The organism is Paracoccus amoyensis, assembly GCF_014490725.1.
Taxonomy (GTDB): domain Bacteria; phylum Pseudomonadota; class Alphaproteobacteria; order Rhodobacterales; family Rhodobacteraceae; genus Paracoccus; species Paracoccus amoyensis.
Window position 1 is genome coordinate 501,406 of the sequence record NZ_JACOQL010000004.1, and the last position, 26,736, is coordinate 528,141.

At 60.5% G+C, this 26,736-nt stretch carries 25 protein-coding genes and 1 pseudogene; 12 read left to right on the forward strand and 14 right to left on the reverse strand.

The genetic code is table 11. The features are described 5' to 3' along the window. Positions 1–35: 35 nt before the first annotated feature. The 6 genes from tolB to H4P12_RS15050 all read right to left on the reverse strand — a co-directional run bounded on the left by tolB (position 36) and on the right by H4P12_RS15050 (position 5,723). A complete protein-coding gene (gene tolB, locus H4P12_RS15025) occupies positions 36–1,358 on the reverse strand; it encodes a Tol-Pal system beta propeller repeat protein TolB (protein WP_425498223.1) in 1,323 nt (440 codons plus the stop codon). Between the two features lie 53 nt (positions 1,359–1,411). Beyond that, entirely contained in the window at positions 1,412–3,400 is a 1,989-nt protein-coding gene (locus H4P12_RS15030) for a hypothetical protein (RefSeq protein WP_187794461.1), read from the reverse strand. A gap of 3 nt (positions 3,401–3,403) precedes the next feature. Next, positions 3,404–3,859 (reverse strand): ExbD/TolR family protein, encoded by a 456-nt coding sequence (locus H4P12_RS15035; RefSeq protein WP_187794462.1) that lies wholly within the window; start codon positions 3,857–3,859, stop codon positions 3,404–3,406. A 3-nt stretch (positions 3,860–3,862) separates the two neighbouring features. Further along, positions 3,863–4,555 carry a protein TolQ gene (gene tolQ / locus H4P12_RS15040; RefSeq protein WP_187794463.1) on the reverse strand — a complete coding sequence of 231 codons (693 nt, stop codon included), beginning with the start codon at positions 4,553–4,555 and terminating at the stop codon, positions 3,863–3,865. 185 nt (positions 4,556–4,740) lie between these two features. Further along, the gene (gene ybgC / locus H4P12_RS15045; protein ID WP_187794464.1) at positions 4,741–5,136 is read right to left on the reverse strand and encodes a tol-pal system-associated acyl-CoA thioesterase; all 396 of its coding nucleotides are present in this window, start codon (positions 5,134–5,136) and stop codon (positions 4,741–4,743) included. Next, positions 5,133–5,723, reverse strand: a complete 591-nt coding sequence (locus H4P12_RS15050; RefSeq protein WP_343069839.1) for a hypothetical protein — start codon at positions 5,721–5,723, stop codon at positions 5,133–5,135. Before H4P12_RS15050 ends, ybgC begins: the two co-directional genes overlap by 4 nt. Positions 5,724–5,778: 55 nt before the next feature. Between H4P12_RS15050 and H4P12_RS15055 the strand changes: the two genes are divergently transcribed. Further along, positions 5,779–6,246, forward strand: coding sequence for a hypothetical protein (locus H4P12_RS15055; protein ID WP_187794465.1), 468 nt, complete (start codon positions 5,779–5,781; stop codon positions 6,244–6,246). A 9-nt stretch (positions 6,247–6,255) separates the two neighbouring features. Here H4P12_RS15055 and H4P12_RS15060 read toward each other — a convergent pair whose 3' ends face one another. The 3 genes from H4P12_RS15060 to H4P12_RS15070 form a co-directional block, all read right to left on the reverse strand. Next, on the reverse strand, positions 6,256–8,415 hold the full coding sequence (locus H4P12_RS15060; protein ID WP_187794466.1) for an esterase-like activity of phytase family protein: 2,160 nt from the start codon (positions 8,413–8,415) through the stop codon (positions 6,256–6,258). 156 nt (positions 8,416–8,571) lie between these two features. Then, complete coding sequence (locus tag H4P12_RS15065; protein WP_187794467.1) at positions 8,572–9,210, reverse strand: CoA transferase subunit B; 639 nt, start codon at positions 9,208–9,210, stop codon at positions 8,572–8,574. Positions 9,211–9,213: 3 nt separating this feature from the next. Beyond that, positions 9,214–9,918 (reverse strand): CoA transferase subunit A, encoded by a 705-nt coding sequence (locus H4P12_RS15070; RefSeq protein ID WP_187794468.1) that lies wholly within the window; start codon positions 9,916–9,918, stop codon positions 9,214–9,216. 265 nt (positions 9,919–10,183) lie between these two features. Here H4P12_RS15070 and H4P12_RS15075 point away from each other — a divergent pair, with 265 nt between their 5' ends. Then, a complete protein-coding gene (locus H4P12_RS15075) occupies positions 10,184–10,897 on the forward strand; it encodes a prephenate dehydrogenase (protein WP_187794469.1) in 714 nt (237 codons plus the stop codon). A 3-nt stretch (positions 10,898–10,900) separates the two neighbouring features. Here H4P12_RS15075 and topA read toward each other — a convergent pair whose 3' ends face one another. The 3 genes from topA to tldD all read right to left on the reverse strand — a co-directional run bounded on the left by topA (position 10,901) and on the right by tldD (position 16,363). After that, positions 10,901–13,630: a type I DNA topoisomerase gene (gene topA, locus H4P12_RS15080; RefSeq protein WP_187794470.1), complete on the reverse strand. Its 2,730-nt coding sequence runs from the start codon at positions 13,628–13,630 to the stop codon at positions 10,901–10,903. A gap of 104 nt (positions 13,631–13,734) precedes the next feature. Beyond that, positions 13,735–14,871: a DNA-processing protein DprA gene (gene dprA / locus H4P12_RS15085; protein ID WP_484555958.1), complete on the reverse strand. Its 1,137-nt coding sequence runs from the start codon at positions 14,869–14,871 to the stop codon at positions 13,735–13,737. A 70-nt stretch (positions 14,872–14,941) separates the two neighbouring features. Then, the gene (gene tldD, locus H4P12_RS15090; RefSeq protein ID WP_187794471.1) at positions 14,942–16,363 is read right to left on the reverse strand and encodes a metalloprotease TldD; all 1,422 of its coding nucleotides are present in this window, start codon (positions 16,361–16,363) and stop codon (positions 14,942–14,944) included. A 223-nt stretch (positions 16,364–16,586) separates the two neighbouring features. On the opposite strand from tldD, the gene coxB reads away from it, so the two are divergent. The 10 genes and pseudogenes from coxB to H4P12_RS15140 all read left to right on the forward strand — a co-directional run bounded on the left by coxB (position 16,587) and on the right by H4P12_RS15140 (position 25,533). Continuing rightward, positions 16,587–17,543 carry a cytochrome c oxidase subunit II gene (gene coxB, locus H4P12_RS15095; protein ID WP_425498224.1) on the forward strand — a complete coding sequence of 319 codons (957 nt, stop codon included), beginning with the start codon at positions 16,587–16,589 and terminating at the stop codon, positions 17,541–17,543. A gap of 46 nt (positions 17,544–17,589) precedes the next feature. Next, positions 17,590–18,507 (forward strand): heme o synthase, encoded by a 918-nt coding sequence (cyoE, locus tag H4P12_RS15100; protein ID WP_187794473.1) that lies wholly within the window; start codon positions 17,590–17,592, stop codon positions 18,505–18,507. Next, on the forward strand, positions 18,507–18,728 hold the full coding sequence (locus H4P12_RS15105) for a hypothetical protein (protein WP_187794474.1): 222 nt from the start codon (positions 18,507–18,509) through the stop codon (positions 18,726–18,728). The genes cyoE and H4P12_RS15105 overlap by 1 nt, the downstream gene beginning before the upstream one ends. Then, positions 18,725–19,288 carry a cytochrome c oxidase assembly protein gene (locus tag H4P12_RS15110; protein WP_187794475.1) on the forward strand — a complete coding sequence of 188 codons (564 nt, stop codon included), beginning with the start codon at positions 18,725–18,727 and terminating at the stop codon, positions 19,286–19,288. The genes H4P12_RS15105 and H4P12_RS15110 overlap by 4 nt, the downstream gene beginning before the upstream one ends. A gap of 32 nt (positions 19,289–19,320) precedes the next feature. Next, the gene (locus H4P12_RS15115; RefSeq protein ID WP_187794476.1) at positions 19,321–20,121 is read left to right on the forward strand and encodes a cytochrome c oxidase subunit 3; all 801 of its coding nucleotides are present in this window, start codon (positions 19,321–19,323) and stop codon (positions 20,119–20,121) included. A gap of 83 nt (positions 20,122–20,204) precedes the next feature. Beyond that, positions 20,205–20,876, forward strand: a complete 672-nt coding sequence (locus H4P12_RS15120) for an SURF1 family protein (protein WP_187794477.1) — start codon at positions 20,205–20,207, stop codon at positions 20,874–20,876. Positions 20,877–20,886: 10 nt separating this feature from the next. Further along, complete coding sequence (gene thrC / locus H4P12_RS15125; RefSeq protein ID WP_187794478.1) at positions 20,887–22,269, forward strand: threonine synthase; 1,383 nt, start codon at positions 20,887–20,889, stop codon at positions 22,267–22,269. Between the two features lie 62 nt (positions 22,270–22,331). Continuing rightward, positions 22,332–23,539 (forward strand): annotated as a pseudogene (locus tag H4P12_RS15130) (M16 family metallopeptidase). After that, positions 23,539–24,120 (forward strand): GNAT family N-acetyltransferase, encoded by a 582-nt coding sequence (locus tag H4P12_RS15135; protein WP_187794479.1) that lies wholly within the window; start codon positions 23,539–23,541, stop codon positions 24,118–24,120. Before H4P12_RS15130 ends, H4P12_RS15135 begins: the two are co-directional and overlap by 1 nt. 12 nt (positions 24,121–24,132) lie before the next feature. Continuing rightward, positions 24,133–25,533: an FAD-binding oxidoreductase gene (locus H4P12_RS15140; RefSeq protein WP_187794480.1), complete on the forward strand. Its 1,401-nt coding sequence runs from the start codon at positions 24,133–24,135 to the stop codon at positions 25,531–25,533. Here the strand turns inward: H4P12_RS15140 and H4P12_RS15145 are convergent. Next, positions 25,530–26,063 (reverse strand): adenine phosphoribosyltransferase, encoded by a 534-nt coding sequence (locus H4P12_RS15145; protein WP_187794481.1) that lies wholly within the window; start codon positions 26,061–26,063, stop codon positions 25,530–25,532. The genes H4P12_RS15140 and H4P12_RS15145 overlap by 4 nt on opposite strands. Beyond that, positions 26,060–26,662: a flavin reductase family protein gene (locus H4P12_RS15150; RefSeq protein ID WP_187794482.1), complete on the reverse strand. Its 603-nt coding sequence runs from the start codon at positions 26,660–26,662 to the stop codon at positions 26,060–26,062. The genes H4P12_RS15145 and H4P12_RS15150 overlap by 4 nt, the downstream gene beginning before the upstream one ends. Positions 26,663–26,736: the final 74 nt, after the last annotated feature.

A 26,736-nucleotide genomic window follows, 5' to 3' on the forward strand; every position in this document is an offset into this window, starting at 1 on the left:
GCATCCTTTGGGTGCTGTTCGCGTCAACGGGTTCCTTACGGCATTACCGGACCCCAAGACGGGTCCGAGGCCGCAAAGTCAAGGTTCAGGGGGCGCATATTGCGACCCGTGATGTCTACCGAATGCAGACGCGGTTGGCCATTCCCACCCGGGGTCACCCGCGTAAACATCACGACGCGCCCATTGGGGGCCCAGGTCGGGCTTTCGTCAAGAAACGATTCGGTCAGATTTTTCTCACCCGATCCATCGCTGCGCATCGTTGCAATATGGAAACGCTCACCCACCTGTTTGGTAAAGGCGATCAGATCACCCTTGGGCGACCATGCGGGCGAACCATAACGGCCGTCGCCAAAACTGATTCGGGTCGGCTCTCCGCCTTCGATGCCCATGACATACAGTTGCGGTGCGCCCGAACGATCAGATTCGAACACGATCTGCCGCCCATCCGGGCTGAAGCTGGGCGAGGTTTCGATAGAAGGTGCATTGGTCAGCTGACGCTGTGCACCGGTTGCGGCATCCATCAGCCAGATATCGGTATTGCCGCCGTTTTCCAGCGAATAGGCGATCCAGCGACCATCCCGACTGAAGCGCGGCGAAAACGCCATGCTGTCGGTGCCCTGCGTTGCCGCACGAGAAGTTACGGTCGCCACGTCCATGATCCGGATTTGCGGGAAGCCGCTGTCATAGCTGGTATAGACGATCTGCCGGCCATTCCCCGAAAACTGCGGCGCAAGAACCAGCGACGAACTGTCCGTCATCCACAGAATGTTCGAGCCGTCATAATCCATGACGCCGATCCGCTTGATCCGTGCATTTTTCGGCCCGGTTTCCTGCACAAAGGCCACGCGGCTGTCGAAATAGGCCTGCTCGCCCGTCAGGCGGGTATAGATCTGATCGGCAATCTTGTGCGCCGCGCGGCGCCAGTCCGAGGCGCGGGCATCAAACTGCATCCCGTCGCCCTGCGGTTGGCCCGCAAAGACGTCAAACAGACGGAATTTGACGCTGATGTTTTCGCCGGCGCTTGTGACTTCGGCTGTGACCAGCGCCTGTGCGTTGATCGCGCGCCAATCTTCATAGGCCACCGCTTCGGTAAAGCTGCCGGGCGCGTTTACCTGTGCCTCGGCAGGGATTTCGCGAAACAGGCCGGTGCCGGTCAGGTCACGGGCCACGACATCGCGAACCTTTTTGGCAACGTCTGAATCGCCGAAAAACGCCGGAATGGCAATCGGCATTGCTTCGACCACGCCGTCGGTAATTTCGATCCGCAAGGGTCCGTCCTGCGCCGATGCGGGCAGGATGGGCAAAGCCACGGTGCCGGCAAGTGCCAGCGATAGGGTCAGGGTCAGGTTGCGAAACATATGTTCCTCTCTACCTTGTCGTTGGGCGGCTATGGATTAGCGGCCCGGATTGTTCATTCTATTTCCACGCCTTCGGCGCTGAAGCCTGCGACGACGTTGTGCCAGCGGTCGTATTTGCCCGGTGGCAGCGGAAAGCCGCCCCGGCCACTCATGATGATGCCACGGCGGGCCACTTCGAACGCCTGACGGGCGGCCGCCTCTGATCCGTTGCGATAATCGACCAGGCGGATGCTGTCAGCATGGGGCCGCCCGTTGCGAGCAATGTCGAACTCGACCGAGATATGCATCTGCAGCCCCTCGGCGGAAAGTGCGCCGACATTCCATTGATCGCCAAGCGCGACGCGAAATTTGTCCTTCTCAGCAAGCGAAAGCGGCTCACTTGTGGGTGCGCCGCCATTCATGCCGTAGGTAACGTTTTCCGGGGCGGCCTCTGCCGGGTCGGGCAGAGGCCTTGGTTCGATCGGTGATGGCATAAGCTGCATCGGCTGTGCCATCCCAGGATCTGCGGGCGGGGCCGTGCTGCCACCGCCGCTATCTGACATCGCCCCGGCAAGCGCCGCCGCCAACGGATCCTGCGCTGCAGAGGCGCCGCTGCCGCCCTCGATCATCTGGCTGTTGCCGCCCGTGGCGTTTCCGGTCGAGGCGGTATCGGCGCCGTCCGCGCCCGCCGTTCCCTGGGCTTCGCGCAGGGCATCTTCCATGGCGCGACGTTCTTCGGCTTCACGGGCCTCGGCGGCGCGGCGTTCTTCTGCGCGGCGCTCCTCGGCTTCGCGTTCTGCGCGTTCGGTCGCTGCGCGTTCTTCGGCTTCGCGTTCGGCGGCTGCCTGACGTTCGGCTTCCTCGCGTTCTGCACGCTCACGGGATGCGCGACGTTCTTCTTCGGCCCGCTCTTCGGCTGCGCGACGCTGTTCTTCTGCCCGTTCCTCGGTGGCCCGGCGTTCTTCTGCCGCGCGTTCTTCTGCCGCGCGTTCTTCTGCTGCGCGTTCTTCTGCTGCGCGGGCGTCAGCCTCACGACGCTCTTGTTCTTGCCGTGCCTGCTCTGCTTCGCGGCGCGCGGCTTCGCGTCGTTCCTCTTGGGCGCGACGTTCTTGTGCCTCTGCGGCGCGGCGTTCTTCGGCCTCACGCTCGGCGCGTTCTGCCGCTGCCTGCTCACGCTCTGCCTTGGCGGCAGCTTCACGTTCTGCGGCGGCGCGACGCTGGGCCGCTTCACGACGCTCTTCTGCGCGTGCCTCCTCGGCTTGACGCTCTTCCGCAGCCTCGGCTTCCGCCTCTGCCTGACGGCGGGCCTCTTCGCGTTCGGCTGCCTGTCGCCGCGCTTCTTCGGCGGCTTCCCGTTGTGCAGTCAGACGCTGTTGTTCGGCAGCCTCGGCAGCTTCACGGGCGGCGCGTGCGGCATCGGCTGCTGCCTGTCGGGCGGCCTCTTGCGCTGCCACGCGAGCACGGTGATTTGCGACCAACCCGTCAGGACGCTGCCGGGGCGTGGCCGATTGATCCAGCGCCAGTGCGGAGCGCGGTGCAACTGGTTCGGCCGCCCGATCCGTTGGCGGCACCTGCGGCTGTGTCGGTTGGCGTTCCGTCGTCGGAGCCTGCGTCTGCGCCGGGCTTTCCGGCGTTACATCGCGGCTTTCGGTCCGATTGTCGGCGGAATTGGGCAAATCTGTCGCCACCTCGACCGGCTGTTCGTTGGCGAAATCTGTCAGATCAGGGCCGGCATCCGTTTCATCCGGCTGGGCCAGTTCCTGCGCCGCGGATTCAGGCGCTGGCGCACTTGCCGCCGCCGGGTTTGCGCCCGCGTTTTCCTCGACCGAGGGTTCGGACATGGTGGCAACAGCCGTTGCATCCGGGTTCACAGGGCCTGCGCCGCGCGACGCCGCTGCCAGCGCCTCGAATTCGGCGCCACTGATCGTGGCCACCTGGGTCGATCGCACCGGCGTCGATTCCTGTGGCTTGAAAAAGACAACGCCAATGATGGCCCACAGCAGAAGCGCCGTATGCACCCCGCCCGAGACCCACCAACCTATGCGGCGTTCGCGATCTTCCATGGATCACTCATCCATGCGCGGGCCACCGGTATCGGTCACCAGCACGATATCTGTAAAACCAGCGGCATTCAGGGCGCCCATGACCTGCACCACGCGCGCATAGGGGTTAGAACCGTCGGCCCGCAGGAAAATGCGGTCGCTTTGACGTTCGGCCAGCATCGCAGACAGGCGGCCGACCAACTCGGCCTCGCCGACCGGCGCGTTCATCAGGGTGATGTTCCCCTCCACAGGGATCGAAATGACCAGCGGTTCTTCGGATTCGGATGGCACCGCCGTCGCAGCGGTTTCGGGCAGCTTCAGCGGCACGCCCGCCGTCATCAGCGGGGCGGCGACCATGAAGATCACCAGCAGCACAAGCATGACGTCGACGAAAGGTGTGACGTTGATTTCGGACATGGGCGCATTGCGCCGCCGCCCGCGCCCCTTCCGACTGACCCTTTTGACGACAGAGGATGCCATGACTTACGCCTCGTCCAGTTGACGCGACAGAAGGGTCGAAAATTCGTCGGCGAAGGCTTCCCAGTTGCCGACAACGCGTTCCGCGTCACCCGACAGCTTGTTGTAGAAGATCACCGCAGGAATAGCGGCCAGCAGGCCCAATGCGGTAGCCAGCAAAGCCTCGGCAATGCCGGGGGCTACGACGGCAAGGCTGGTGTCCTGCGACATGGCGATGCCTTCAAACGCGGTCTTGATGCCCCAGACGGTGCCGAACAGGCCGATGAAAGGCGCGGTTGAACCGACGGTCGCCAGAAAAGACAGGCCACGGAACAGGCGCGATTCCTCGCGTTGGATGGCGACGTTCATGGCGCGGTCGATCCGCTGAACGCCACCTGCGATCAGTTTGCCGTCATCGCGATGGCTGCGGCGCCACTCGGTCATGCCTGCGGCAAAAATGCGTTCGGTCGCGCCCTTTGGGTTTTCACCGATCCGGTCATAAAGGTCGTCCAGCGACTCACCCGACCAGAATGCGCGGTCGAAACGGGCGGCTTCGCGGCGTGCTTCGGCGAAGCTGAGGAATTTCTGGATGATGATCGCCCAGCCCCAGACGGATGCGATGATCAGGATGACCATCACGATCTGCACGGTCAGCGAGGCGCGGAAAAACAGCGCCATCAGCGAGAAATCAACGGCCTGCGCGGCCTGAATCGGTTCCATAGTCACTGCCTCATCATCTTGGCCACGTTCGGGCCGTTCCGGGCCGATTATCGCGGATCGGACCGCGCGCCTTCTAAACCGTCTCTAGCAAATGATGCAGCCCCCCGTCGCAACACAATACCGTCACTTTTAAGGGAACGCGGGCATTTCCGGGATAATCGCGACACAGGTGAGGCAGAAATGACTCAGTTTGCGGCGATTGCTTGCGCGACAATGGTGGGAATGCGGGTCGGGCGGCCATTCGCGTCAAGGCAGACGATGGTGACGCGGGCGGTGAACAGCGTGTCCGAGCCGCGTTTGACGGCTTGATCCAGAACGATGCGGGCGGGTGTCGCCTGTGCCAACTCGGTCGTGACGTTCAGAAGGTCGTCGAACTTCGCCGGGCGCAGATAATCGGCTTCGACCCGGCGGACGGCGAAAACCTGCCCGTCCTGTTCCTTCATCGCCCGCTGGTCGATGCCAAGCGCTCGCAACCATTCCGACCGGCCCCGTTCGATGAATTTCAGATAATTCGCATAGTAAACGATGCCGGCAAGATCGGTATCTTCGTAGTAGACACGCAGGGGCAGGGTATGGGTCACGGTTGCTCGATCTGTGCAAGCCGTGCGGCCAGTCGCAGGGCATAGCTGGGGTCCGTCGCAGCCGCAGGCAGGACCGGATTGTAGGCCACCCGGATCAAGGCGGCCAGTTCAGGCGAGGGGACGATGTCACGGGCAAAGGTCAGCGTGCTGCGCATGGTCAAGGCTTCGGCCAGTTGCGCGGGATGCGCCTCGGCCAAGGCACCGGTCATGCGGATGAAGCACAGACATGCCCGAATGGCACCGTCGCCATCGAAGCGAAAGACCCGGTATTGATCTGCCTGATTGTCCTTCAGCCGCGCGGGCAGCCCCTCAATCCCGGTCAGTTGTTCCAGATCGGGAATGCCATCCATCTCATCCCAATCCCGCATGAAGAACAGCATCAGATTGCTGCCCATTTCCGGGTCGGTCTCGGTGATTGGATGACCGGCATGGGCATAGCCCGCTTTGATGACGGTGCGAAATATATCCAGCGTTTCATCGGCCAGCCCGAAAATCACCGGTGCGACCGGACGCCCCCATCGGGCGCACAGAAATGTGCCGTCCGGGCGGGTGAACAATTCGGCGATGTCATCTGCGGTCATGGTCATGGGCAAGAAATGCCACGGAGCAGGGCCGGATGCAAAGGCTGAATAAGAGGGCCGAATGGTCGCCGTGATGGCTTTACCCCCGGAACCCAGACAAGATGTGATACCTCAGCAGATGCTGATCATCCGCCTGTACCTGAAAGCCGCCGAGGCGGATAAGAACATGCTGGCTGAACTGGTTGCCAATCCGGGCTTTCCGATTGATTCATGGGCGTTTCCGGCCTTTAACGACCATTGTCGGCAAGAGGCTGGATTGACCGAAGTTCTGCTGGATTTGGGAAATAAAGGCGCGTTGTCGGCGCTTGGCGGCATCGGCTGCACCTTATGCAAGATAGCGGCCCATACTGTCGCCATTGCAATCGTCGCGGTTGGTGCAGGTGCATTGAGTTTGCTAACTGCGGGGTCGGGGTCGTGGCGTCCTATATGTGCGAATGGACGGGGCCCTGCCCATAAATCGTTGGCGCAAATTGCCGGACAGGTGGAATTGGGGAAGCCGAATTGTTGCTACGGCTTCCCGGCGTTATGAATGGACAGATCAATCCAGCTTGAACGACCACAGGAAGGTTTCGCCCGAGGCGTCATCGACACCGTCATTATCCGTAACCATCCAGACTGTGCCATCGCTGGTGATCGCCATGCCCTCGACCTTGTCCTGCACATAGCCGTGCCATTGTTGCAGATCGGGGATCAGGTCGCGGACGGTTTCCTTGGTAACGACCGGCAATTCGCCGTCCAGCGGGGAAGGGGCAAGGTCCGCCAAAGCGACGCGGGTGACGGATTTCAGTGTGGCGGCCTGACCGATCAGGTTGTCGCGCTCGATCACGTAAAGATAGCCGTCATGGGCTGTGATTTCCGACAGACCGACCCAGCCTTCGCCGCTGTCCAGCGGGTAACGGACACCCGCCCATGCCCCGGTTTCCGGGTCCAGTTGCAGCAACTTCACCTGACCTTCTGGATCGTCGCCCCATTCACGCTGCACCGCCAGCCACAGCTTGCCATCAACCAGCGTGATCCCCTCCAGTCCAAAGCGAGAGGCATTTGCCGCCAAAGCTTCGGGCAGTGCAATCTGCTGCGTGATCGCGCCGGTCGCGTCGACATGCAGAACGGCGTTCGGGATGTCCTTGTCAGGATTGCCCTCACTGGCCAACCAGAAACCGCCCTGACCGTCGGCGGCTATTCCCTCCAAATCCAGCTTTTCGGCGGGCGCACCATCACGGGTTACAGGCGTTTTTGCGGTAATCCGGGCGGGGTAAGGCGCGGAGTCGATGGTGAAGACAGCAGGCTCGGCCGCGTAGGCGCTGTCGCTGACAGCATATAGCGTGGTCGGCGTCGTCGGATCTACCGTCAACCCCGACAGGGCACCCCACCCAATCAACGGATCGCTGCCGTCCGAGGTCAGCGTGGGATAGGCGGCGGCTGTCTGGCTGCGTTCGTAGATCATAACATGCGCACGGGCTGCGCCGTCCTGGCCCAGATCGGTCTCATTCGCGGTGGCAAACAAGTTGCGGGCCGGGATCGGGGTCAGACCTTCCGGCCCGATCCCCGAGGGCAGCAGCTGCAGCAATTGCGGCGCGGCAGGATCGGCCACATCATAGACACCAACTACGCTGCCACGTTCGGACGCGACAAACAGCAGACGCTGATCGCCATAGGTCGCGGCGGCGATGCCCTCTGGTTCGACCCCTTTCTTGTCGGACCGGCCTTCGGGATAGTGGCCGATGGCGGCAATGGCGCGTTCAAAGCTGTTGCCGCTGTCATAAACCACCGTGCCATCCTTGGCGAAAACGGTGAACCCCCGAGAGCCGCCGCGCCAATCGCCCTCATTCGCGGTGGCGAAATGATCGTTGTCCAGCCACGCGGCAGCATCTGGTTCGCGCGCCACATCGGTCAGACTGCCTGAGAAATCCAGCTTGCCGTCCTTGGCAATGTCCACGCCCTCAAGGTTGACAGAACCGGCGCTGAAATCGGCGGTGACGGCACCATCGGTGCCGATCACGACGATATGGTTGTTTTCCTGAAGCGTGACGACCAATTCGCCCGCATCGTTGAACGCCAGATATTCGGGCTCGGGATCTTCCGGCGCGATCTCGGCAACGCCGATCAGGTTCACAACCTGCTTGCCCGCGCAATCGACGGCACCGTCTTTCAGCGGCAGGCGGATCACCGAACCGGCAGGCATCTGCGGCAGCGCACCATCGTTCACATCTTCGTCCCGCTCATTCTCGATCGCAACGGCGATCACGTCGCCTGCCGGTGACAGGGCCACGCTGTCGGGCTGGCCGCCCAGATCGCAACTTTCGACAATGGTTTTTGAGGTCAGATCGACGGTCTGCAACAGGCCCGAAGGCTCGGTAAACGACTTCGACGTGTTGACGCCGACGAATGCTTTATGACCGCTGATGACGGTCGTCGTCGGTTCACCCTCGATCGCGATATTGCCCAAGGGCTTTGGCGCCGCCGCATTGGTGATGTCCAGCAGACCGATCACGCCCAGCGGGCTGTCCGAATAGATCAGCGTATTGCCATCAGGCGTCACCGCCATGATCTCGGCCGAGGTTTCGCGGCTGCGATCCTCACCTTCCTTCATATTTTCAGCGGTGGCAAAGCTGGCGATACGGTTGAAATTCTGCTCGGCCAGCGCGGGCAGGGCAGCCACCAGCGCAAGTGCCGAGGACAGCATGGTCCGACGAAGCATGGAAAACCCCTGTTGATTGGTCAGGGGCTTTTCCTGCGCGGCTGTGACGGAGGCATGTCAGCGATGTGACATTTCAATGATGGTGCAGGATGTTGATCTGAAAAAGAAAGGGCGCAACGGCATCACGCTGCGCCCTTTGACATACAAGTATGTGGATCAGACCAGCGTCGCCTCGGTCGAGTTGCGGAACTCTTCCTCGGTCACACCATCCGCCAGTTCGACGATCTTCAGACCGCCCGGAACGACATCCAGAACACCCAGATTGGTGATGATGCGGTCGACGACGCCTTTGCCGGTCAGCGGCAGGGTGCAGGCCTTCAGCACCTTGGATTCACCGGCTTTGTTGGTGTGATCCATGACCACGATCACGCGGCCAACGCCCGCGACCAGATCCATCGCGCCACCCATGCCCTTGACCAGCTTTCCGGGGATCATCCAGTTCGCCAGATCGCCGTTTTCGGCCACCTCCATCGCGCCAAGGATCGCCGCCGCGATCTTGCCGCCACGGATCATGGCAAAGCTGGTGGCGCTGTCGAAATAGGACGTGCGTGCCAGTTCGGTGATCGTCTGCTTGCCCGCGTTGATCAGGTCTGGATCTTCCTCGCCTTCAAACGGAAACGGACCCATGCCCAGCATGCCGTTTTCCGATTGCAGCGTGATATCCTTGTCGCCGACATAGTTCGCCACCAGCGTCGGGATCCCGATGCCGAGGTTCACATACATGCCGTCCTCCAGCTCTTGCGCGGCGCGCGCGGCCATTTGATTGCGGTCCCAACCCTTCATCTCATTGGCCATCGATCAAGCCTCCTCACGCTTGCGGGTGGTGCGCTGTTCGATGCGCTTTTCATGCGGGCCTTGAATGATGCGATGCACATAGATGCCGGGCAGGTGGATCAGGTCGGGGTCGATGCTGCCGCGCGGAACGATTTCCTCGACCTCGGCCACGCAGATCTTGCCGCACATGGCGGCGGGCGGGTTGAAGTTGCGGGCGGTCTTGCGGAAAATCAAGTTGCCGGTGTCGTCGGCCTTCCACGCCTTGACGATGGACAGATCGGCGACGATCCCGCGTTCCAGAATGTAATCCTGACCGTCGAAATTCTTCACTTCCTTGCCGTCGGCAATTACCGTACCCACGCCGGTCTTGGTGTAAAAGCCGGGGATACCTGCACCACCTGCGCGCATCCGTTCCGCCAAGGTGCCCTGCGGGTTGAATTCCAACTCAAGCTCACCCGAGAGATACTGGCGCATGAATTCGGCGTTTTCACCGACATAGCTGCTGATCATCTTCTTGATCTGCTTGGTTTGCAAAAGCAGGCCCAGGCCAAAATCATCAACGCCCGCATTGTTGCTGGCAACCGTCAGGTTCTTGACGCCACTGTCGCGGATAGCGGCGATCAGCAGTTCCGGGATGCCCGAAAGTCCGAACCCCCCGGCGGCGATCAACATTCCGTCCCTCAACAGGCCATCTAAAGCCTCGTTGGCATTGGCATAGACCTTTTGCATGGCCTCCCCCTCTGTAACCAAGTTTGGCGAAGTTGTGGCGTGCGTGTGACCCCAAGTCAATCTGATGCGGCCAGAAAACAGGGGCGGCTTGACTTGTTAGCGTCTCAACTGCATCTGATGGGGCATGTCCAGGAAAGCTGCCCTGTTTTCGCTTTATTATGACCCGCTGACATAGCGGGGGCAGCAACATGTCTACCGCGCAGGTTCGGGCGGTGGGCAATCCAGACAGTTACGACCTTGCGCATTTTCCGTGAAAGGTCTTCCCATGCCCCCTGACAGTAAAATCGCCATCATCGGTTTCGGTGCTTTTGGCCAGTTGGTGGCCCGTCATTTGCGCGATCATGCGCCGATTTGCGTATGTGATCCGGTCGTGCGGGTGAATGATCTGCCGCAGGTGACGGCCGAGGTCGCTGCCCAATGCGAGGTTGTCATTCTGGCGATGCCGCTATCGCGCATGCGCGAGGTTTTGCTGCGCATTGCGGGTCATCTTCGGCCGGGGACGCTGGTGATCGACGTTTGTTCGGTCAAATTGCGCCCGGCGCAATTGATGCTGGAGCTGCTGCCAGAGCATGTCGAACTGGTCAGCAGCCATCCGCTGTTTGGCCCGCAAAGTGCCGCAGATGGCCTCTCCGGTCATCGCATCGCCTGGTGCCCGCTTCGGGGCAGGCGGCACCTGATGGCGGTCGCCATGATGCGCAAACTGGGGCTGCGCGTCATGATCACGACGCCGGAACAACATGATCGCGATATGGCGGTTGTGCAGGGGCTGACCCATCTGATCGCCCGCAGCCTGTCGAAACTGGGGCCAATGCCAAGCCGACTGGCAACCGCCAGTTTTCAGCAACTGCTGCTGGCGGCAGGCATGGTGCAGGGCGATTCGCCCGAACTGTTGCGGACGATCCTGAACGACAATCCCTACGCCAAAGAGATTCGCGACCGCTTTTTGACAGCGGCCAGCGAGGCGGCGGATGTGGGCTAAGGCTTAACCCTCATCTTTCTTTGTCACGGCCTTTTTCGCCGTAGTCTTTTTCGCCGTAGTCTTTTTCGGCGCCGCTTTTTTAGCTGCTGGTTTCTTGGCCGTCGTTTTCTTCGCGCTTGCAGTCTTGCTGGCGGCGGGCTTCTTCGCTGTTTTCTTGGGCGATTTCGCCGCCTTGGCCGCGATCAGCTCCAGCGCCTGTTCCACCGTGATGTCTTCCGGGGTGACATCGCGCGGCAGCGTGGCGTTGATTTTTTCCCATTTGACATAAGGTCCATAGCGGCCATTCATCACCTGAATTGCGCCGCCATCGGGATGATCTCCCAATTCTTTCAGCGGGGCTGCCGCCGTAGCCCTGCCACGGGTCTGCTTGGCCGCCAGAACCTCGACCGCGCGGTTCATGCCGATGGTGAATACCTCCTCCACGTCAGGCAGGTTGGCATATTTCGAACCATGCTTGACAAAGGGACCATAGCGGCCAATTCCGGCCTCGATCATCTCGCCATCATCGGGGTGCGCGCCGACCGGTCGCGGCAGCGACAGCAATTGCAGAGCCTTTTCCAGATCAATGGTCGCCGCGTCCCATCCTTTCGGGATCGAGGCACGCGGCGGTTTCGGCACATCCTCGGTTGCCTCGCCGCGTTGGATATAGGGGCCAAAACGCCCGGTCTTCAGGCTGATAGTGTCGCCGTTATCTTCGCCAAGAACGCGATCGCCCACGGCCGCTTCACCATCGGGTGCCGAAAGCGGGCGGGTGTAGCGGCACTCGGGATAATTCGAGCAACCGATAAAGGCACCGCCCGAGCGGGCTGTTTTCAAGTTCAGGCGCCCTTGATGGCACAGGGGGCACAGGCGCGGATCGCCACCATCTGCGCGCGGCGGATAAAGATGCGGGGCAAGCGCGTCGTCAATCGCGTCCAGCACCTCGGAAATTCGCAGATCGGACGTCCCTTCCAATGCTTTTGAAAAATCTTTCCAAAAGCGTCCCAGGACCTCACGCCAGATCAGGTCGCCGGCGCTGATTTCATCCAGTTCGTTTTCCAGATCCGCTGTGAAGTCATAACTGACATAGCGCGGAAAATATTTGACCAGGAAGGTCGTGACCAGACGGCCCTTATCTTCGGGAATCAGGCGGTTCTTGTCCTTGCGAACATATTCGCGGTCCTGAATGGTCGTCACGATGCTGGCATAAGTCGAAGGGCGACCGATACCCAGTTCTTCCATGCGTTTGACCAGCGTCGCCTCGGTATAGCGGGGCGGTGGCTGGGTGAAGTGCTGACGTGCGGCGACAGAGGTATTCTCGTCGGCGACGAAGCCCTGCGCAACCAATTGCCCGGCCGAGGCTGCTTCGATCAGTGCATCATCGCCCCCAACGGCTTTGTCATATTCGGCGGCAAAAGCGCCACCGACCTTGGTCGCTGTCTCACCCTGATTGATGACTGGCAGGCGGGCGCTGTCTTCGCCCTCATCATCGTCGCGGCCCTGATCGTAAACTTTCAGAAAGCCGTCAAACAACATCACCTGACCTGTGGCACGCAGGCCAACCTGTCCATCGGCGCTGCCGATTTCGACGGTCGTGCGTTCCATCCGGGCGGCTTCCATCTGGCTGGCGATGGTGCGCTTCCAGATCAGATCATATAGTTTGCGCTGATCATCTGCCGTGACCTTCAGCTTATCGGGTGACAGCGACATATCGGTCGGGCGGATACACTCATGCGCTTCCTGCGCATTTTTGGCTTTGTTTTTATACATGCGCGGGCTGGAGGGCACATATTTGTCACCAAACCGTGCCCTGATGGCGTCACGCGCGGCGTGAACCGCCTCGGGCGCCATGTCGATGCCATCGGTCCGCATATAGGTGATAAGCCCTGCCTCATACAGGCGTTGTGCGGCTGACATGCAGGCCTTGGCGCCCATGCCCATCTTGCGGCTTGCTTCCTGTTGCAGGGTCGAGGTCATGAAGGGTGGCCAGGGGTTGCGGCTGGCGGGTTTGGCCGAAACGCTGGACACTTTCAGTTCGCGGCTGGCAACGGCACTGACCGCCATTGCGGCTTTTTGCGAAGTCGCCAGATCAAAGCGCTCCAGTTTGCTTCCCGCAAGAGAGACCAGCTGCGCATCATATTCATCGCCACCGGGCGTCGCCAGACGGGCATGAACCGACCAGTATTCGCGGGCCTTGAAAGCCTCGATCTCCATTTCCCGGTCAACGATCAGACGCAGACAGACCGACTGCACGCGCCCCGCCGATTTCGCGCCGGGCAGTTTGCGCCACAGAACCGGCGACAGGTTGAAGCCAACCAGATAGTCCAGCGCACGGCGGGCCAGATAGGCATCGACCAGCGCCTGATCAATCTGGCGCGGATGCAGCATCGCTTCGCTGACGGCATTCTTGGTAATCGCGTTGAAGGTGACGCGGCTGACCTCACTGCCTTTTTTCAGCGAAGGGGCCAAGGTTTCCAGCAGATGCCAGCTGATCGCCTCGCCCTCGCGATCAGGGTCGGTGGCAAGAATCAGGTTCTGATCGTCCTTCAGCGCGTCCTTGATGGCTTTCAGGTGCTTCTTGCTGTCCGAAGCAACCTCCCATTTCATGTCGAAATCGTGTTCTGGATCGACGCTGCCATCCTTGGGCGGCAGGTCGCGGACATGGCCAAAGCTTGCCAGAACGCGATAATCGCTGCCCAGATATTTTTCGATGGTTTTCGCCTTTGCGGGCGACTCGACGACGACAACTGGCATTCTGACCTCAGGGCACCTTGGATGGGCCGGGAACATGGGTGGCGAAATTGCCAGTGTCAACGGGGGGTGGACATCAGCCCATATGGTCACCGCATCGGCGAACGCTAGTTCAGGGCCAGCCTTCCTCCTGCCATTCGGATCAGACGCCCTTGTAATTCCAGTGAAAGAATCGCGGCGCTGGCGTGCTGTGTGGTCAGACCAAGGCCGCGGATCAAATCGTTTTCCTCGGTGGGACTTGGCGTCAGATGTGACAAAATCCGGGCTTCGATATCATCAGGCGCGGCCAAGGCCCGTCTGTGATCGGGCGGGGAAGGCGGGTTTTCGGTGCAAGGCGGCAGATCATGCCGGTCGCCAGACCTTGTCAGGCCGGCCATGACATCCGCGGAGTTGCGCACCAGCACGGCGCCGTCACGGATCAGCATATTGCAGCCCGCAGCCCGCGCGTCCATCGGATGTCCGGGCACGGCCATGACGTCGCGCCCCTGATCCAAAGCGTTCTTTGCCGTTATCAGCGACCCTGACCGATGCGCGGCTTCGATCACCACGACAGCGTGCGACAGGCCCGATATGATGCGGTTGCGCGTCGGAAAATGGCGTGCGGCCGGTTCGGTTCCCGGCGGCTGTTCCGATACCAGCGCACCTTTTTCGGCGATTTGTGCGGCCAGAACGGCATTTTCGGCTGGATAGATCACATCGATCCCGCCTGCCATGACCGCCACGGTGCCTGTGGGCAGGGCGGCGTTATGGGCTGCGGTGTCAATCCCGCGCGCCAGCCCGGCAATCACGGTTTGGCCAGCTTCTGCCAAACCGGCGGACATGCCCCGCGCCATGCGGAGCCCCAGGGATGAGGCATTGCGTGCACCGATCACCGCAATCGGGTTCCGCGACAGCCATGCAGGATCGCCCCGCACCCATAAAATCGGCGGCGCCCCGTCGATTTGCCGCAACATTCCGGGGTAATCCGGCGAATCGCATCGGATCAGACGCGCACCGATACGGCGACCGGCGGCCAGTTCGGCGGCGGCGACCCCTTCGGGGCAGGTTTCGTAATCGGTCATTCCGGCTTCAGCCGCGATCTCTGGCAGGGCCTGCAATGCTGCGGACGCGCTGCCATATTCAGCCATCAGCCGGTGGAAAGTCGCAGGCCCCACGCGTCGAGAGCGGATAAGGCGGAGGAAGCACAGATCATCCCCTTGGGGGGCAGGGGGAGCAAGGATTTTCAGGGGAGAAGTCCCGGTCACGTGTCACCTCCGTCTCAGCCAGAATCGGGTGTAACCGGGAAGAAGTTAAAAACTGGTTAGCATTCGGGCTTCAGGCGGCAGAGCCGCCCACCGTCAACCCGCCGATCATCAACGTAGGCTGGCCAACGCCAACCGGAACCCACTGCCCCTGCTTGCCACAATTGCCGATCCCGGGGTCCAGTGACATGTCGTTCCCGATGGCCCGGATCTGTTGCAGCGCCGTTGCGCCATCGCCGATCAGGGTTGCGCCGCGAATCGGATCGCCGACAACGCCATCTTTGACACGATAGGCCTCAGTGCATGAAAAGACGAACTTGCCGTTGGTGATATCGACCTGACCGCCGCCAAATCCAACCGCGTATATCCCGTCTTTCAAATCGGCCAGAATCGCATTTGGTTCCGCGTCACCGGCGGGCATGTAGGTGTTGGTCATGCGGGGCATGGGCGCGTGTGCAAAGCTTTCGCGTCGACCGTTGCCGGTCGGATCAACGCCCATCAGCCGGGCATTCTGACGATCCTGCATGTAGCCGACCAGAATTCCATCCTCGATCAGCACATTGCGAGCCGGCGGGGTTCCTTCATCATCAATGCTGATGCTGCCGCGACGGTCGGGGATGGTGCCGTCGTCCACCACAGTGACGCCGGGCGCCGCGACCCGCTGACCCATCAGCCCGGCAAAGGCCGAGGCTTTTTTGCGGTTGAAGTCACCCTCCAACCCATGGCCAACAGCCTCGTGCAACAGAATGCCCGGCCAGCCCGCGCCAAGCACCACATCCATCACGCCGGCAGGGGCGGGGACCGAGCGCAGGTTGACCAGCGCAATCCGCAGGGCTTCATCTACCGCAGGCTTCCAATGGGCGGGGTCCATCAGACTGCCCAGCGGGATACGTCCGCCGCCACCCGTGCCACCGGATTCACGACGATCATTATTTTCCACGATGACCGACACATTCAGCCGCGCCATGGGCCGGATATCGCTGACCAGTCCGCCTTCGGGACGTAGAATGAACACCTCTTGCACGGATGAGGCCAAAGCCGCCGTCACCTGCACGACACGCGGATCAAGCGCGCGGGCGTAATCGTCGATTTCGCGCAACAAGGCGATCCGGGTGGCAAAGGGGATGCCATCTGCCGGGTCAATCGCCGCATAAAGCGGGGTCAGCACCATCGGCGATGGATCGGCCAGATTGCCACCACCGTCGCCCACGGCCAGACGCGCCGTTTCAGCCGCGCGACGCAGCGAGGCTTCAGAAATCTCGGTCGAGTGGGCGTAGCCGGTGACTTCGCCGCGCACGGCCCGCAGTCCAAAACCCTGATCGGCAGTATAGCCGGAACTGCGCAGCCGACCGTCATCAAATACCAGCGTCTCGCCGACCGAGCGTTCCAGAAACAACTCTCCATCATCCGCACCTGCGGTTGCCTCACGCAGGATCGCTATGGCGCGTTCCTGATCCAGAAGCTGGTCAAATGGATCGAAATGGTCGCGGCTCATGGCAAAACTCCGTCTCTTCTGGTGCGGATCGCGGGCGTTATCCGTGGGTGCAAGATGCCTCAGTGGCAAGGAAATCACTTCTTTCACGGTAGGTATCACTTGCCCGTGCGGGCGAGATATGGTCATAGAACGGAGATATTGAAAGGGAAAGGGGACGCCTTTTGGCATCCCCGGCGGTCCGCGGACCGCGCCAACGCAACGGGATGGAATGATGGCAATAGCGATGATTCGCCGTGCAGTCGCGGCAGCTTCGGGGCTGATGACGGCGGGAATGGTAGCCAGTTCGGCTGTGGCACAGGACGTGCTGGGCGATCTGCCGGTGATTGGCAAGCCGCATGCGCGCGGCATGGGCTTCCAGCCCGCCTCGACCGAACTGGCGCAGGATCAGCAATGGCTTGACCACTTCGTTCTGGTCATCATTACCGTGATCACGATTTTCGTCTGTCTTCTGCTGCTTGCAGTGATCCTGCGGTATAACAGCCGCTCGAACCCGACGCCGGCGAAGTTCACGCATAACACGCCGCTGGAAATCGCCTGGACGCTGGTGCCGGTGCTGATCCTGGTCGTGATCGGTGCGTTTTCGCTGCCTGCGCTGTTCCGCAGTCAGGAAATGCCTGCAAATCCTGATGTCGTGATCAAGGCGATGGGCAACCAGTGGTTCTGGTCCTATGAGTATCCTGATAATGGTGTCAGCTTCGACGCTTACATGATCGGGTCCGCTGCAACCCTGACCGACGAAGACACCGCCGCCGGCGCCATCGAAAACACCATGAGCGAGCCGGTTCGCGCCAAGCTGGAAGCCGCTGGTTACAGCGAGGATGAATTCCTGCTGGCGACGGATAATGCCGTCGTCGTGCCGGTGGGAAAAACCGTGCTGCTGCAGGTTACGGCCAATGACGTGATCCATTCGTGGACCATTCCCGCCTTTGCCATCAAGCAGGACGCCGTACCGGGCCGTATCGCGCAGGCTTGGTTCAACGTTGAAAAAGAGGGCGTCTATTTCGGACAGTGCAGTGAGCTGTGCGGTATTGCCCATGCCTACATGCCCATCGTGGTCAAGGCAGTCTCGCCCGAGAAATATGATGCCTGGATTGTCGAACAAGGTGGTAATCTGGGCGAGGTCGAGGAAACGGCAGCAGCCGCAGTTCCGACTGAGGAAACTCAGCCGGAAGTGAACTGATCGTTTTCTGAACGCCAGCCGAAAAGCCAGATGAAACGATAAAACGATGACCGACATTCACGCATATGAAAATGCCCCCGAGGCGGAGTTCGGCGACTATGTCGCCCTCTTGAAACCACGGGTGATGTCGCTGGTCGTGTTTACCGCTTTCGTTGGTCTGTGGGTGGCGCCGGTGGATGTGCACCCAGTCATCGCGTTCTGCTCGGTCCTGTTCATCGCCTTGGGTGGTGGAGCGTCGGGCGCGCTGAACATGTGGTATGACGCGGATATCGATGCGGTGATGCGCCGGACGCAAAAGCGCCCGATCCCCGCAGGTCGCGTCACTGGATCAGAGGCGCTTGCAATAGGTCTGACGCTCTCGGGTTTTTCCGTGATGATGCTGGGGCTGGCTGCGAATTGGTTTGCCGCCGCGTTCCTTGCCTTCACGATCTTCTTCTATGCCGTCGTTTATACGATGTGGCTGAAACGCTGGACGCCGCAGAACATTGTGATCGGTGGCGCGGCGGGTGCATTTCCCCCGATGATCGGTTGGGCCTGTGCGACCGGGGGCATCAGCCTTGAATCGGTGCTGATGTTCGCGCTGATCTTCTTCTGGACCCCGCCCCATTTCTGGGCCTTGGCGCTGTTCATGAAGGAAGATTATCACAAGGCGGGCGTTCCCATGCTGACGGTGACACATGGCCGGGCGGCGACCCGGCGTCATATCTTTGCCTACACGCTGGTGTTGGCGCCGTTTGCGATCTGGCTGGGCCTGACCTCCATCGGCGGCCCGCTTTACATGGCCGTCGCGGTGGTGCTTAACGCATTGTTCATCCATGGCGGTTGGCGCATCCTGCGCCGTGATGAGCAGACGGCGATTGCCGATGGCTATGCGGTTGAAAAAAGCGTGTTCAAGCTGTCGCTTTATTACCTGTTCCTGCATTTCCTTGCATTGCTGGTTCAAAGCTGGATGGGAACATGGTGATGGCGCTACGGACTGAACATGAATTACACCGCCGCCGCCGGTCGCGGAATGTGGGCCTTGGAATTGTGCTGGCATCCTTTGTCGTGCTGGTCTTTGCCCTGACAGTCGTCAAGGTTCGGCAAGGCGATCTGATGGAGGGGTTCGACCATCAGCCACGCGTCTCTGTTTTGCCGCCAGAAGCACCGACCGCATCGCAGCAAACCGAGGAGGCCGCCGAATGAGCCGCGAATCCCGCACTGCACTTGGACTTGTCGGCGTCGTTCTGACGATGGGTGCGTTGGCATGGGCCGCCGTGCCGTTCTATAACTGGTTCTGCAAAGTCACAGGCTTTGGCGGAACGACGCAGGTGGCCCAACAGGCATCCGGGCAGGTGCTGGATCAGATGATCCGCATTCGCTTTGATGCTAATGTCGATGCCAATCTGGATTGGACCTTCCGTCCGATGCAGACCAAGATGGACCTGAAAATCGGTGAAAACGGTCTGGCCTTTTACGAGGCAATCAACAATTCCGATGAAACCATCACCGGCACAGCCAGCTATAACGTCGCGCCCGAGGTGACGGGTTACTACTTCGACAAGATCGATTGTTTCTGTTTCAGCGAACAGACGTTGAAGCCGGGTGAGCGGGTCGAGATGCCGGTCAGCTTTTACGTCGATCCCGACCTGGTCAAAGACGGCGATGCGGCTTGGGTTCGCGACATCACCTTATCCTATACTTTCCATCGTACCGAGCCGAAGCAGGCGGCGCTTGACGCCGCACCGGCCAATGACGTCAACTAAGATCTGAACGAGGAGCCGACGGGGAACTGCTCATGGCGCACGCTAAGAACCACGATTACCATATTCTTCCGCCCTCGATCTGGCCGTTTCTGGGCGCAGTTTCGGCCTTCATCATGCTGTTTGGCGGTGTGATGTGGATGCAGGACCACGGTCCCTGGATGTTCCTGATCGGCTTTGTCGGCGTTCTTTACGTCATGTTCAGCTGGTGGGCTGACGTCGTCCGCGAAGGCGAAGAGGGTGATCACACCCCGGTCGTGCGCATCGGCCTGCAATATGGCTTTTTGCTGTTTATCATTACCGAGGTGATGTTCTTCGTCGCCTGGTTCTGGAACTTCATCAAGAACGCCATGTATCCGATGGGGCCGGAAAGCCCGCTGAAGGACGGCGTCTGGCCGCCAGAAGGGATCGTGACATTCGATCCGTGGCATCTGCCCTTTATCAACACGCTGATCCTGTTGCTGTCGGGCGTTGCCGTGACCTGGGCGCATCATGCGTTCGTCCATGAAGGCGACCGCAAGACCACGATCAACGGTCTGGCTATCGCCATTGTTCTGGGGATCGTCTTCTCTTTCTTGCAAGCCTATGAATACAGCCACGCGGCCTTTGGTCTGGCCGATACGGCTTATGCCAGTGCCTTCTATCTGGCGACGGGTTTCCACGGCGTCCACGTCATCATCGGGACCATCTTCCTGATCGTTTGCCTGGTGCGCATTTCGCGTGGGCAGATGACGCAAGAGCAGCATATCGGTTTCGAAGCCGCCGCTTGGTATTGGCACTTTGTTGACGTGATCTGGCTGTTCCTGTTCGCGCTGATCTACGTCTGGGGCAGCTGATCCCATTGTGTTCCTGAAAAACGCGCGGGATCTGGTCCCGCGCGTTTTTCTTTTGAACGCCCCTGTTGTGCTGAGCCAGATTGATGAAACGCTATCTGTTCCCCCTGATCATCGGCATTGCCGGCTGCGCCATCCTGATTTCTTTGGGGGTATGGCAATTGCGCCGCATGGACTGGAAAGAGGGAATGCTGGCCGAGATTCAGGCCAGGATCGACGCCCCCGCTGTGCCCCTGCCTGCACAGCTTGATCCGTCGATGAAGTATATGCCTGTCACCGTCAGCGGCACGACGACCGGCGCGGAAATCGACATTCTGTCCGGCACCAAAGAACAGGGCGGTGGCTATCAGATCGTGTCGCGCTTCATTACCGATGACGGCCGCGCGATCATGGTGGATCGGGGCTTTGTCCCGCAGGAATTGCGGCATGTCGAACGCCCACCGGTCCGCTTGGACATCAGCGGCAACCTGCATTGGCCAGCCGAAATCAGCACCTCGACCCCCAAGCCCAATCTGGATGAGAACATCTGGTTTGCCCGCGATGTCCCTGCTATGGCGAAAGTCCTGGGGACCGAGCCAGTTCTGGTCGTTGCCAGCTTTGTCAACGGCGATGCGCAGAATGTCGACCCCATCCCGGTCGCGATCGAGGGGATACCCAATAACCACCTGTCTTATGCCGTGCAGTGGTTCATGCTTGCGATAACTTGGGCGGGGATGACAGTCGCTTTGATCTGGCGTATCAGACAGCGGAAATATTGAAGGATCGCAGATGCGTTACGTCTCGACGCGGGGACAGGCCCCGGTTCTGAATTTCGAAGAAGCCATGCTGACAGGTCTGGCCCGTGACGGCGGTCTGTATCTGCCCGAAACCATTCCCGCCTTTTCAGGGATCGAGCAGCTTGATGGTCTGTCCTATGAAGAAGTCGCCTATCGCGTTATCCGCCCCTTCACCGGCGACAGCTTTTCCGAAGATGAGCTGCGCGGCGCGATCAACCGCGCCTATGCCCGCATCGCCCATGTCGCGCGTGCGCCGTTGACGCAACTGGCACCCGGCCATCATCTGCTGGAACTGTTCCACGGGCCGACCTTGGCGTTCAAGGACTTCGCGATGCAGTTGATCGCGCAATTGTTTGAAATCGCGCTGAAACGCTCGGGTCAAAAAATCACCATCGTTGGTGCAACGTCGGGCGATACCGGCAGTGCCGCAATCGAGGCCTTCAAAGGCATCGACAATGTGGACGTGTTCATCATGTATCCGCATGGCCGCGTGTCTGAGGTGCAGCGCCGCCAGATGACGACGCCTGCCGCCGAAAACGTCCATGCGCTGGCGGTCAGCGGTCACTTCGACGATTGTCAGGCCCGTCTGAAGGATCTGTTCAACGATCACGCCTTCCGCGATCAGGTCGGGCTGGCCGGTGTGAACAGCATTAACTGGGCCCGCATTGTGGCGCAGATCGTGTATTATTTCACCGCCGCCGCCAGCCTTGGTGCGCCCGCGCGTGAGATCGACTTTACCGTGCCGACGGGCAATTTCGGCGATATCTTTGCTGGCAGTATTGCGCGGGCCATGGGGCTGCCGATCCGACGTCTTGTGGTCGCAACCAATCAGAATGATATTCTGCACCGCGCCTTGACGACCGGCGAATATCGCACTGGCACGGTCGAGCCGTCGATCAGCCCGTCAATGGATATTCAGGTCAGCTCTAACTTCGAACGTGCGCTGTATCTGGCCTATGGCGGTGAGGCCTCGGCAATTTCGCAGCTGATGGACGAATTGAAGGCCGGCGGCTTTACCATCAGTCAGGGCGCCCTTCAGACGCTGCAGGATCAATATGTCTCGGGTCGTGTCGGCGAAGACGACACCTTGGCAATGATCCGCACCGTTCGGGATGAAACCGGTGAAATCCTGTGCCCGCATAGTGCCGTCGGCGTCGCCGTGGCCCGTCAGCATATCGAACCCGGTGTGCCGATGGTGACGCTGGCGACCGCGCATCCGGCGAAATTCCCTGATGCCGTCGAGCGCGCTATTGGCGTTCGTCCGGACTTGCCGCCCCATATGGCTGACTTGTTCGACCTGCCCGAACGCGTGACGCGGGTTGAAAATGACGCCGAGGCGATTAAATCGCTGATCCTTGAACGGAGAACTCAGTGACCACAGACGCCAACGTCCAATTGACCACGCTGCCCAACGGGTTGCGTATCGCCACCCGGAATATGCCCGGGCTTCATTCGACCGCGCTTGGGATATGGGTCAATGCTGGTGGCCGGAATGAGCGGCTGGAACAGAATGGCATTGCTCATTTCCTCGAGCATATGGCGTTCAAAGGCACGCACAAACGCACCGCCCTGCAAATCGCCGAAGCGATCGAGGATGTGGGCGGCTATATCAACGCCTATACATCGCGCGATACGACGGCCTATTATGTTCGTGTCTTGCAGGCTGACGTGGATCTGGCCTTTGACGTGATTTCCGACATCGTGCTGAACCCGATCTTTGATGAGCGCGAGATCGAGGTCGAGCGGGGCGTGATCCTGCAGGAAATCGGGCAGGCGGCGGATACGCCTGACGATGTCATCTTCGACTGGCTGCAGGCTGCCGCCTATCCCGATCAGGCGATTGGGGCACCATTCTTGGCCCGGTCGAGCGTGTCAGCAGCTTTAACAAGACCGATCTGGCGGGGTTCGTCGCCGAAAACTATGGCCCCGGTCAGATGATTGTCGCCGCCGCCGGTGCGGTCGATCACGACCGTATCGTCAAGCTGGCCGAGATTGCCTTTGGGCATATGTCAGCCGTGCTGCAACCGGCCCGGGAAGGGGCACGGTGGCAAGGGTTGGAAACGCGCCGCGTGAAAAAGCTGGAGCAGGCGCATTTTGCGCTGGCGCTGGAAGGGCCCGGCTATATGGCTGCCGATTTCTACGCCGCGCAGATTTTCACGTCGGCGATTGGTGGGGGCATGTCCTCACGTCTGTTCCAGAAGATCCGGGAAGAGCGTGGCCTGTGCTATACCATCTTTGCGCAATCGGGTTTCCATGACGATACGGGCATGGTGACCGTCTATGCGGGCACGGGCGGCGAAGATATTGCCGATCTGGCGAACCTGACCGTCGATGAAATCAAACGCGCGGCCGAGGATCTGACCGTTGCGGAAGTTGACCGTGCCAAGGCACAGCTTCGGGCCGGAATGCTGATGGCGCTGGAAAGTCCGACCTCGCAGGCCGAGCGCATGGCCCGGACGCTTGCCATCTGGGGACGCATCCCCGACCCGGCAGAGGTTGCCCAGCGGATCACCGCAGTCAGCATGGCCGAAATTCGGGATCACGCCCTTGCATTGCTGAATGATGCACACCCGGCACTTGCGCTATATGGCCCGGTGAAAGCTGCGCCATCGCGTCAAGCGCTTGAGGAAAGGTTTGCGGCCTGATGTTTTTGCGTCGCCGTCCGGTCAGGCTTGAAGCCGAACGGATCGTGCTTCGTTTGCCGACGCATTCCGACTTCAACGCATGGGCTGCGTTGCGCGTGACCAGCCGGGATTTTTTGACCAAATGGGAACCGGTTTGGGCCGCTGACCACCTGACACGCAAAGGCTTTACCAACCGGGTCTACTGGGCGACCCGCGCCAGTCGAAGCGGCTCGGCCCTGCCGCTGTTTCTGTTGCGTCGTGATGGTGTGCTGTTGGGCGCGATCACGCTGGACAATATCCGTCGTGGTCCGGCGCAATCCGGCACGATCGGCTATTGGATTGGCCAGCCTTTTGCCCGTCAGGGTTACATGCAGGAAGCCATCGGCGCTTTGGTCCATCATGCCTTTACCACGCTGGATCTGTCGCGGATTGAAGCAGCCTGTTTGCCCGAAAATACGGCGTCGCGCGGTGTGTTGGAAAAATCCGGCTTCAAATACGAAGGCGTCGCACAAAGCTATCTGCAGATCGACGGGCGTTGGCGGAATCACGTGCTTTACGCCAACCTGAGGGGTGACCGGCGCGGTCGCACAGATGTTCGCTGAAAGGGAAACCAGATGCTGAATCCGGCTGATGAGCGTTTGGAAAAACGGCTGCCATTCGGGGTTTTGCGTGACGTTGCCCCCGCGTATCTGGAAGAGCCGAGGGGCCGTTATCACGGTCAGGCCGGGCTTGTCGCCGCGCCGCATGATGTGCAGGAAGCTGCGGCCATCGTTCGTGCCTGCGCTGACGCAGGCGTGGCCATTGTTCCGCGTGGGGGTGGCACGGGGCTGGTGGGCGGGCAGGTGATGCCCGAGGGTCCGGCACCGCTGATCCTGTCGATGGAACGGATGACCCAGATCCGCGATGTGTTCCCCGAAGAATCCGTAATGGTGGCCGAAGCCGGCGTGACGCTGCAATCTGCCCGTGACGCCGCCGCCGCCGTTGATCGCCAATTCGCGCTATCGCTGGCGTCGCAAGGAACGGCGCAGATTGGCGGGGTTCTGTCCACCAATGCAGGCGGGGTGAATGTGCTGCGCTATGGCAATGCGCGTGCGCAATGTCTGGGGATCGAGGCTGTGCTGCCCTCGGGTGAAATCATGCATGATCTGAAGCGGTTGCGGAAGGATAATACGGGTTATGACCTGCGCGATCTGTTGATCGGCGCCGAAGGGACACTGGGCGTTATCACCGCCGCCTCGCTGGTGCTGGCGCCTGTTCCGTCTGAAAGCGGCGTTGCGATGATCGTGGTCGAAGATCCCGCCGCTGCGCTGGCGCTGTTGTCGCTGGCGCAGGCCCGGATGGCCGGTGGTGTGACTGCGTTTGAACTGATCTCGGGGCAGGGGCTGCGGTTTTTGGACGCAACCTTCCCTGATCTTCCGCAACCGTTTCTGGAACGTCCGCAATGGCTGGTTCTTATCGAGGTGGGCCTGCCCGCAGGTCTGAGCGCCGATGAGGCGTTAGAGGGGCTGTTCCTTGAAGGATCATCCGCCGGTCTGGTCAGCGATGGCGTGATCGCGCGATCGGGTCAGCAAGTGGCCGACCTTTGGGCGGTCCGCGAAATGATTCCGCAGGCGAACCGCGCAATCGGTGCGATTGCCAGCCATGATGTCAGCCTGCCCCTGTCGCAGGTCGCCAAATTCATCACCGATGCGGGCGATATGCTGGCATCGCAGGGCGATATGCGCATCAACTGTTTCGGTCATCTGGGCGACGGTAACCTGCATTACAACCTGTTCCCGGCCGAGGGGCGCAAGCGCGAAGAATATGACGGCATTCGCAAGGATCTGTCACGACAGGTGCATCAGATGGTGGTGGATCGTGGCGGCTCATTTTCCGCCGAACATGGTGTCGGACGGTTGAAGGCCGGGGATCTTGCCCATTGGGGCGATCCGGTGCGATTGTCGGCGATGCGTGCCATCAAATCCGCGCTGGACCCCAAGGGGCTCATGAACCCCGGTGTGATCTTTCCGGTTTAGTCGCCCTCAAAGCTGGTCAGGGCGTGAACCTCGTGCCCCAGACTCTCAAGCAATTCGCGCCCGCCCAGAGCCGGCAGGTCGATCACAAAGGCGCAGCCCACGACCTTAGCGCCCAGCCGTTCGCACAGCGTGATCCCCGCAGCAGCCGTGCCGCCGGTCGCCAGCAGATCGTCCACGATCAGAACACGTTCACCGGGTTTCAGGGCATCGTCATGGATTTCAACGACGGCTTCGCCATATTCCAGTGTATAAGCCTCGGAGATCACGGCACCCGGCAGCTTGCCCTTCTTGCGGATCGGAACAAAGCCCGTGGACAGTTGATGGGCGACCGCACCGCCAAGGATAAAGCCCCGCGCCTCTAGCCCGACAACCTTGTCGATATTCATTCCTGTGTAGGGCGTCAGCAACTGATCGACGGCCATGCGGAAACCGCGGGCATCGGCAAATAACGTCGTTACATCGCGAAAAATAATTCCCTCATGCGGAAAATCAACGATGCTGCGGATGTAATCCTTGACGGTCTTGGTCATTTAGGGCGGTCCATTTCGAAAAGCTCATGCACGACGGCATAATCCTTGTAGCCGAGGCGTGAAATCCAGCCCCCTGCGGGGCGCGGGTCAAAACGTCCGTCGATCAGACAGTCGTCGCGGATATGCACTCCGGTTACGACGCCCAGCACGACAAAGTTCGATTCACCCGCCAAGGGGACGATCTGTGTCATCCGGCATTCCAGTGCGGCAACGGCATTTGCCACGCGCAAGCAGTCGATGGTCTCACATTCTGCCGACTCGATCCCGGCGGCTTCAAATTCGCTGACGCCAGCGCCTAACGGCGCAGAGGACGCGTTCACCTGTTCGCGCAGGTCGCCAGCCGCAATATTGACACAGAACACACCCGATTCGATGATCTGCGAGACGCTGTCTTTGGTTCCACGACGATCCGGCTTGCTGTTTGTCGAAGAAAACATCACTTGCGGCGGAACATAGGCCACGGCGTTGAAAAACGAATAGGGGGCAAGATTGTCACCCTTGACGCCACGGGTGGAAATCCAGCCGATGGGGCGGGGGGCGACGATGGCATTGAAGGGGTTATGCGGCAGGCCGTGACCTGTTTCGGGTCGATAAAACATTTTCGGCCTCCTCTTATTGTCGCAGTCAAATTGTCGCAGTCAAACTGCCACCGCTTTTCGTGTTCTGCAATGTT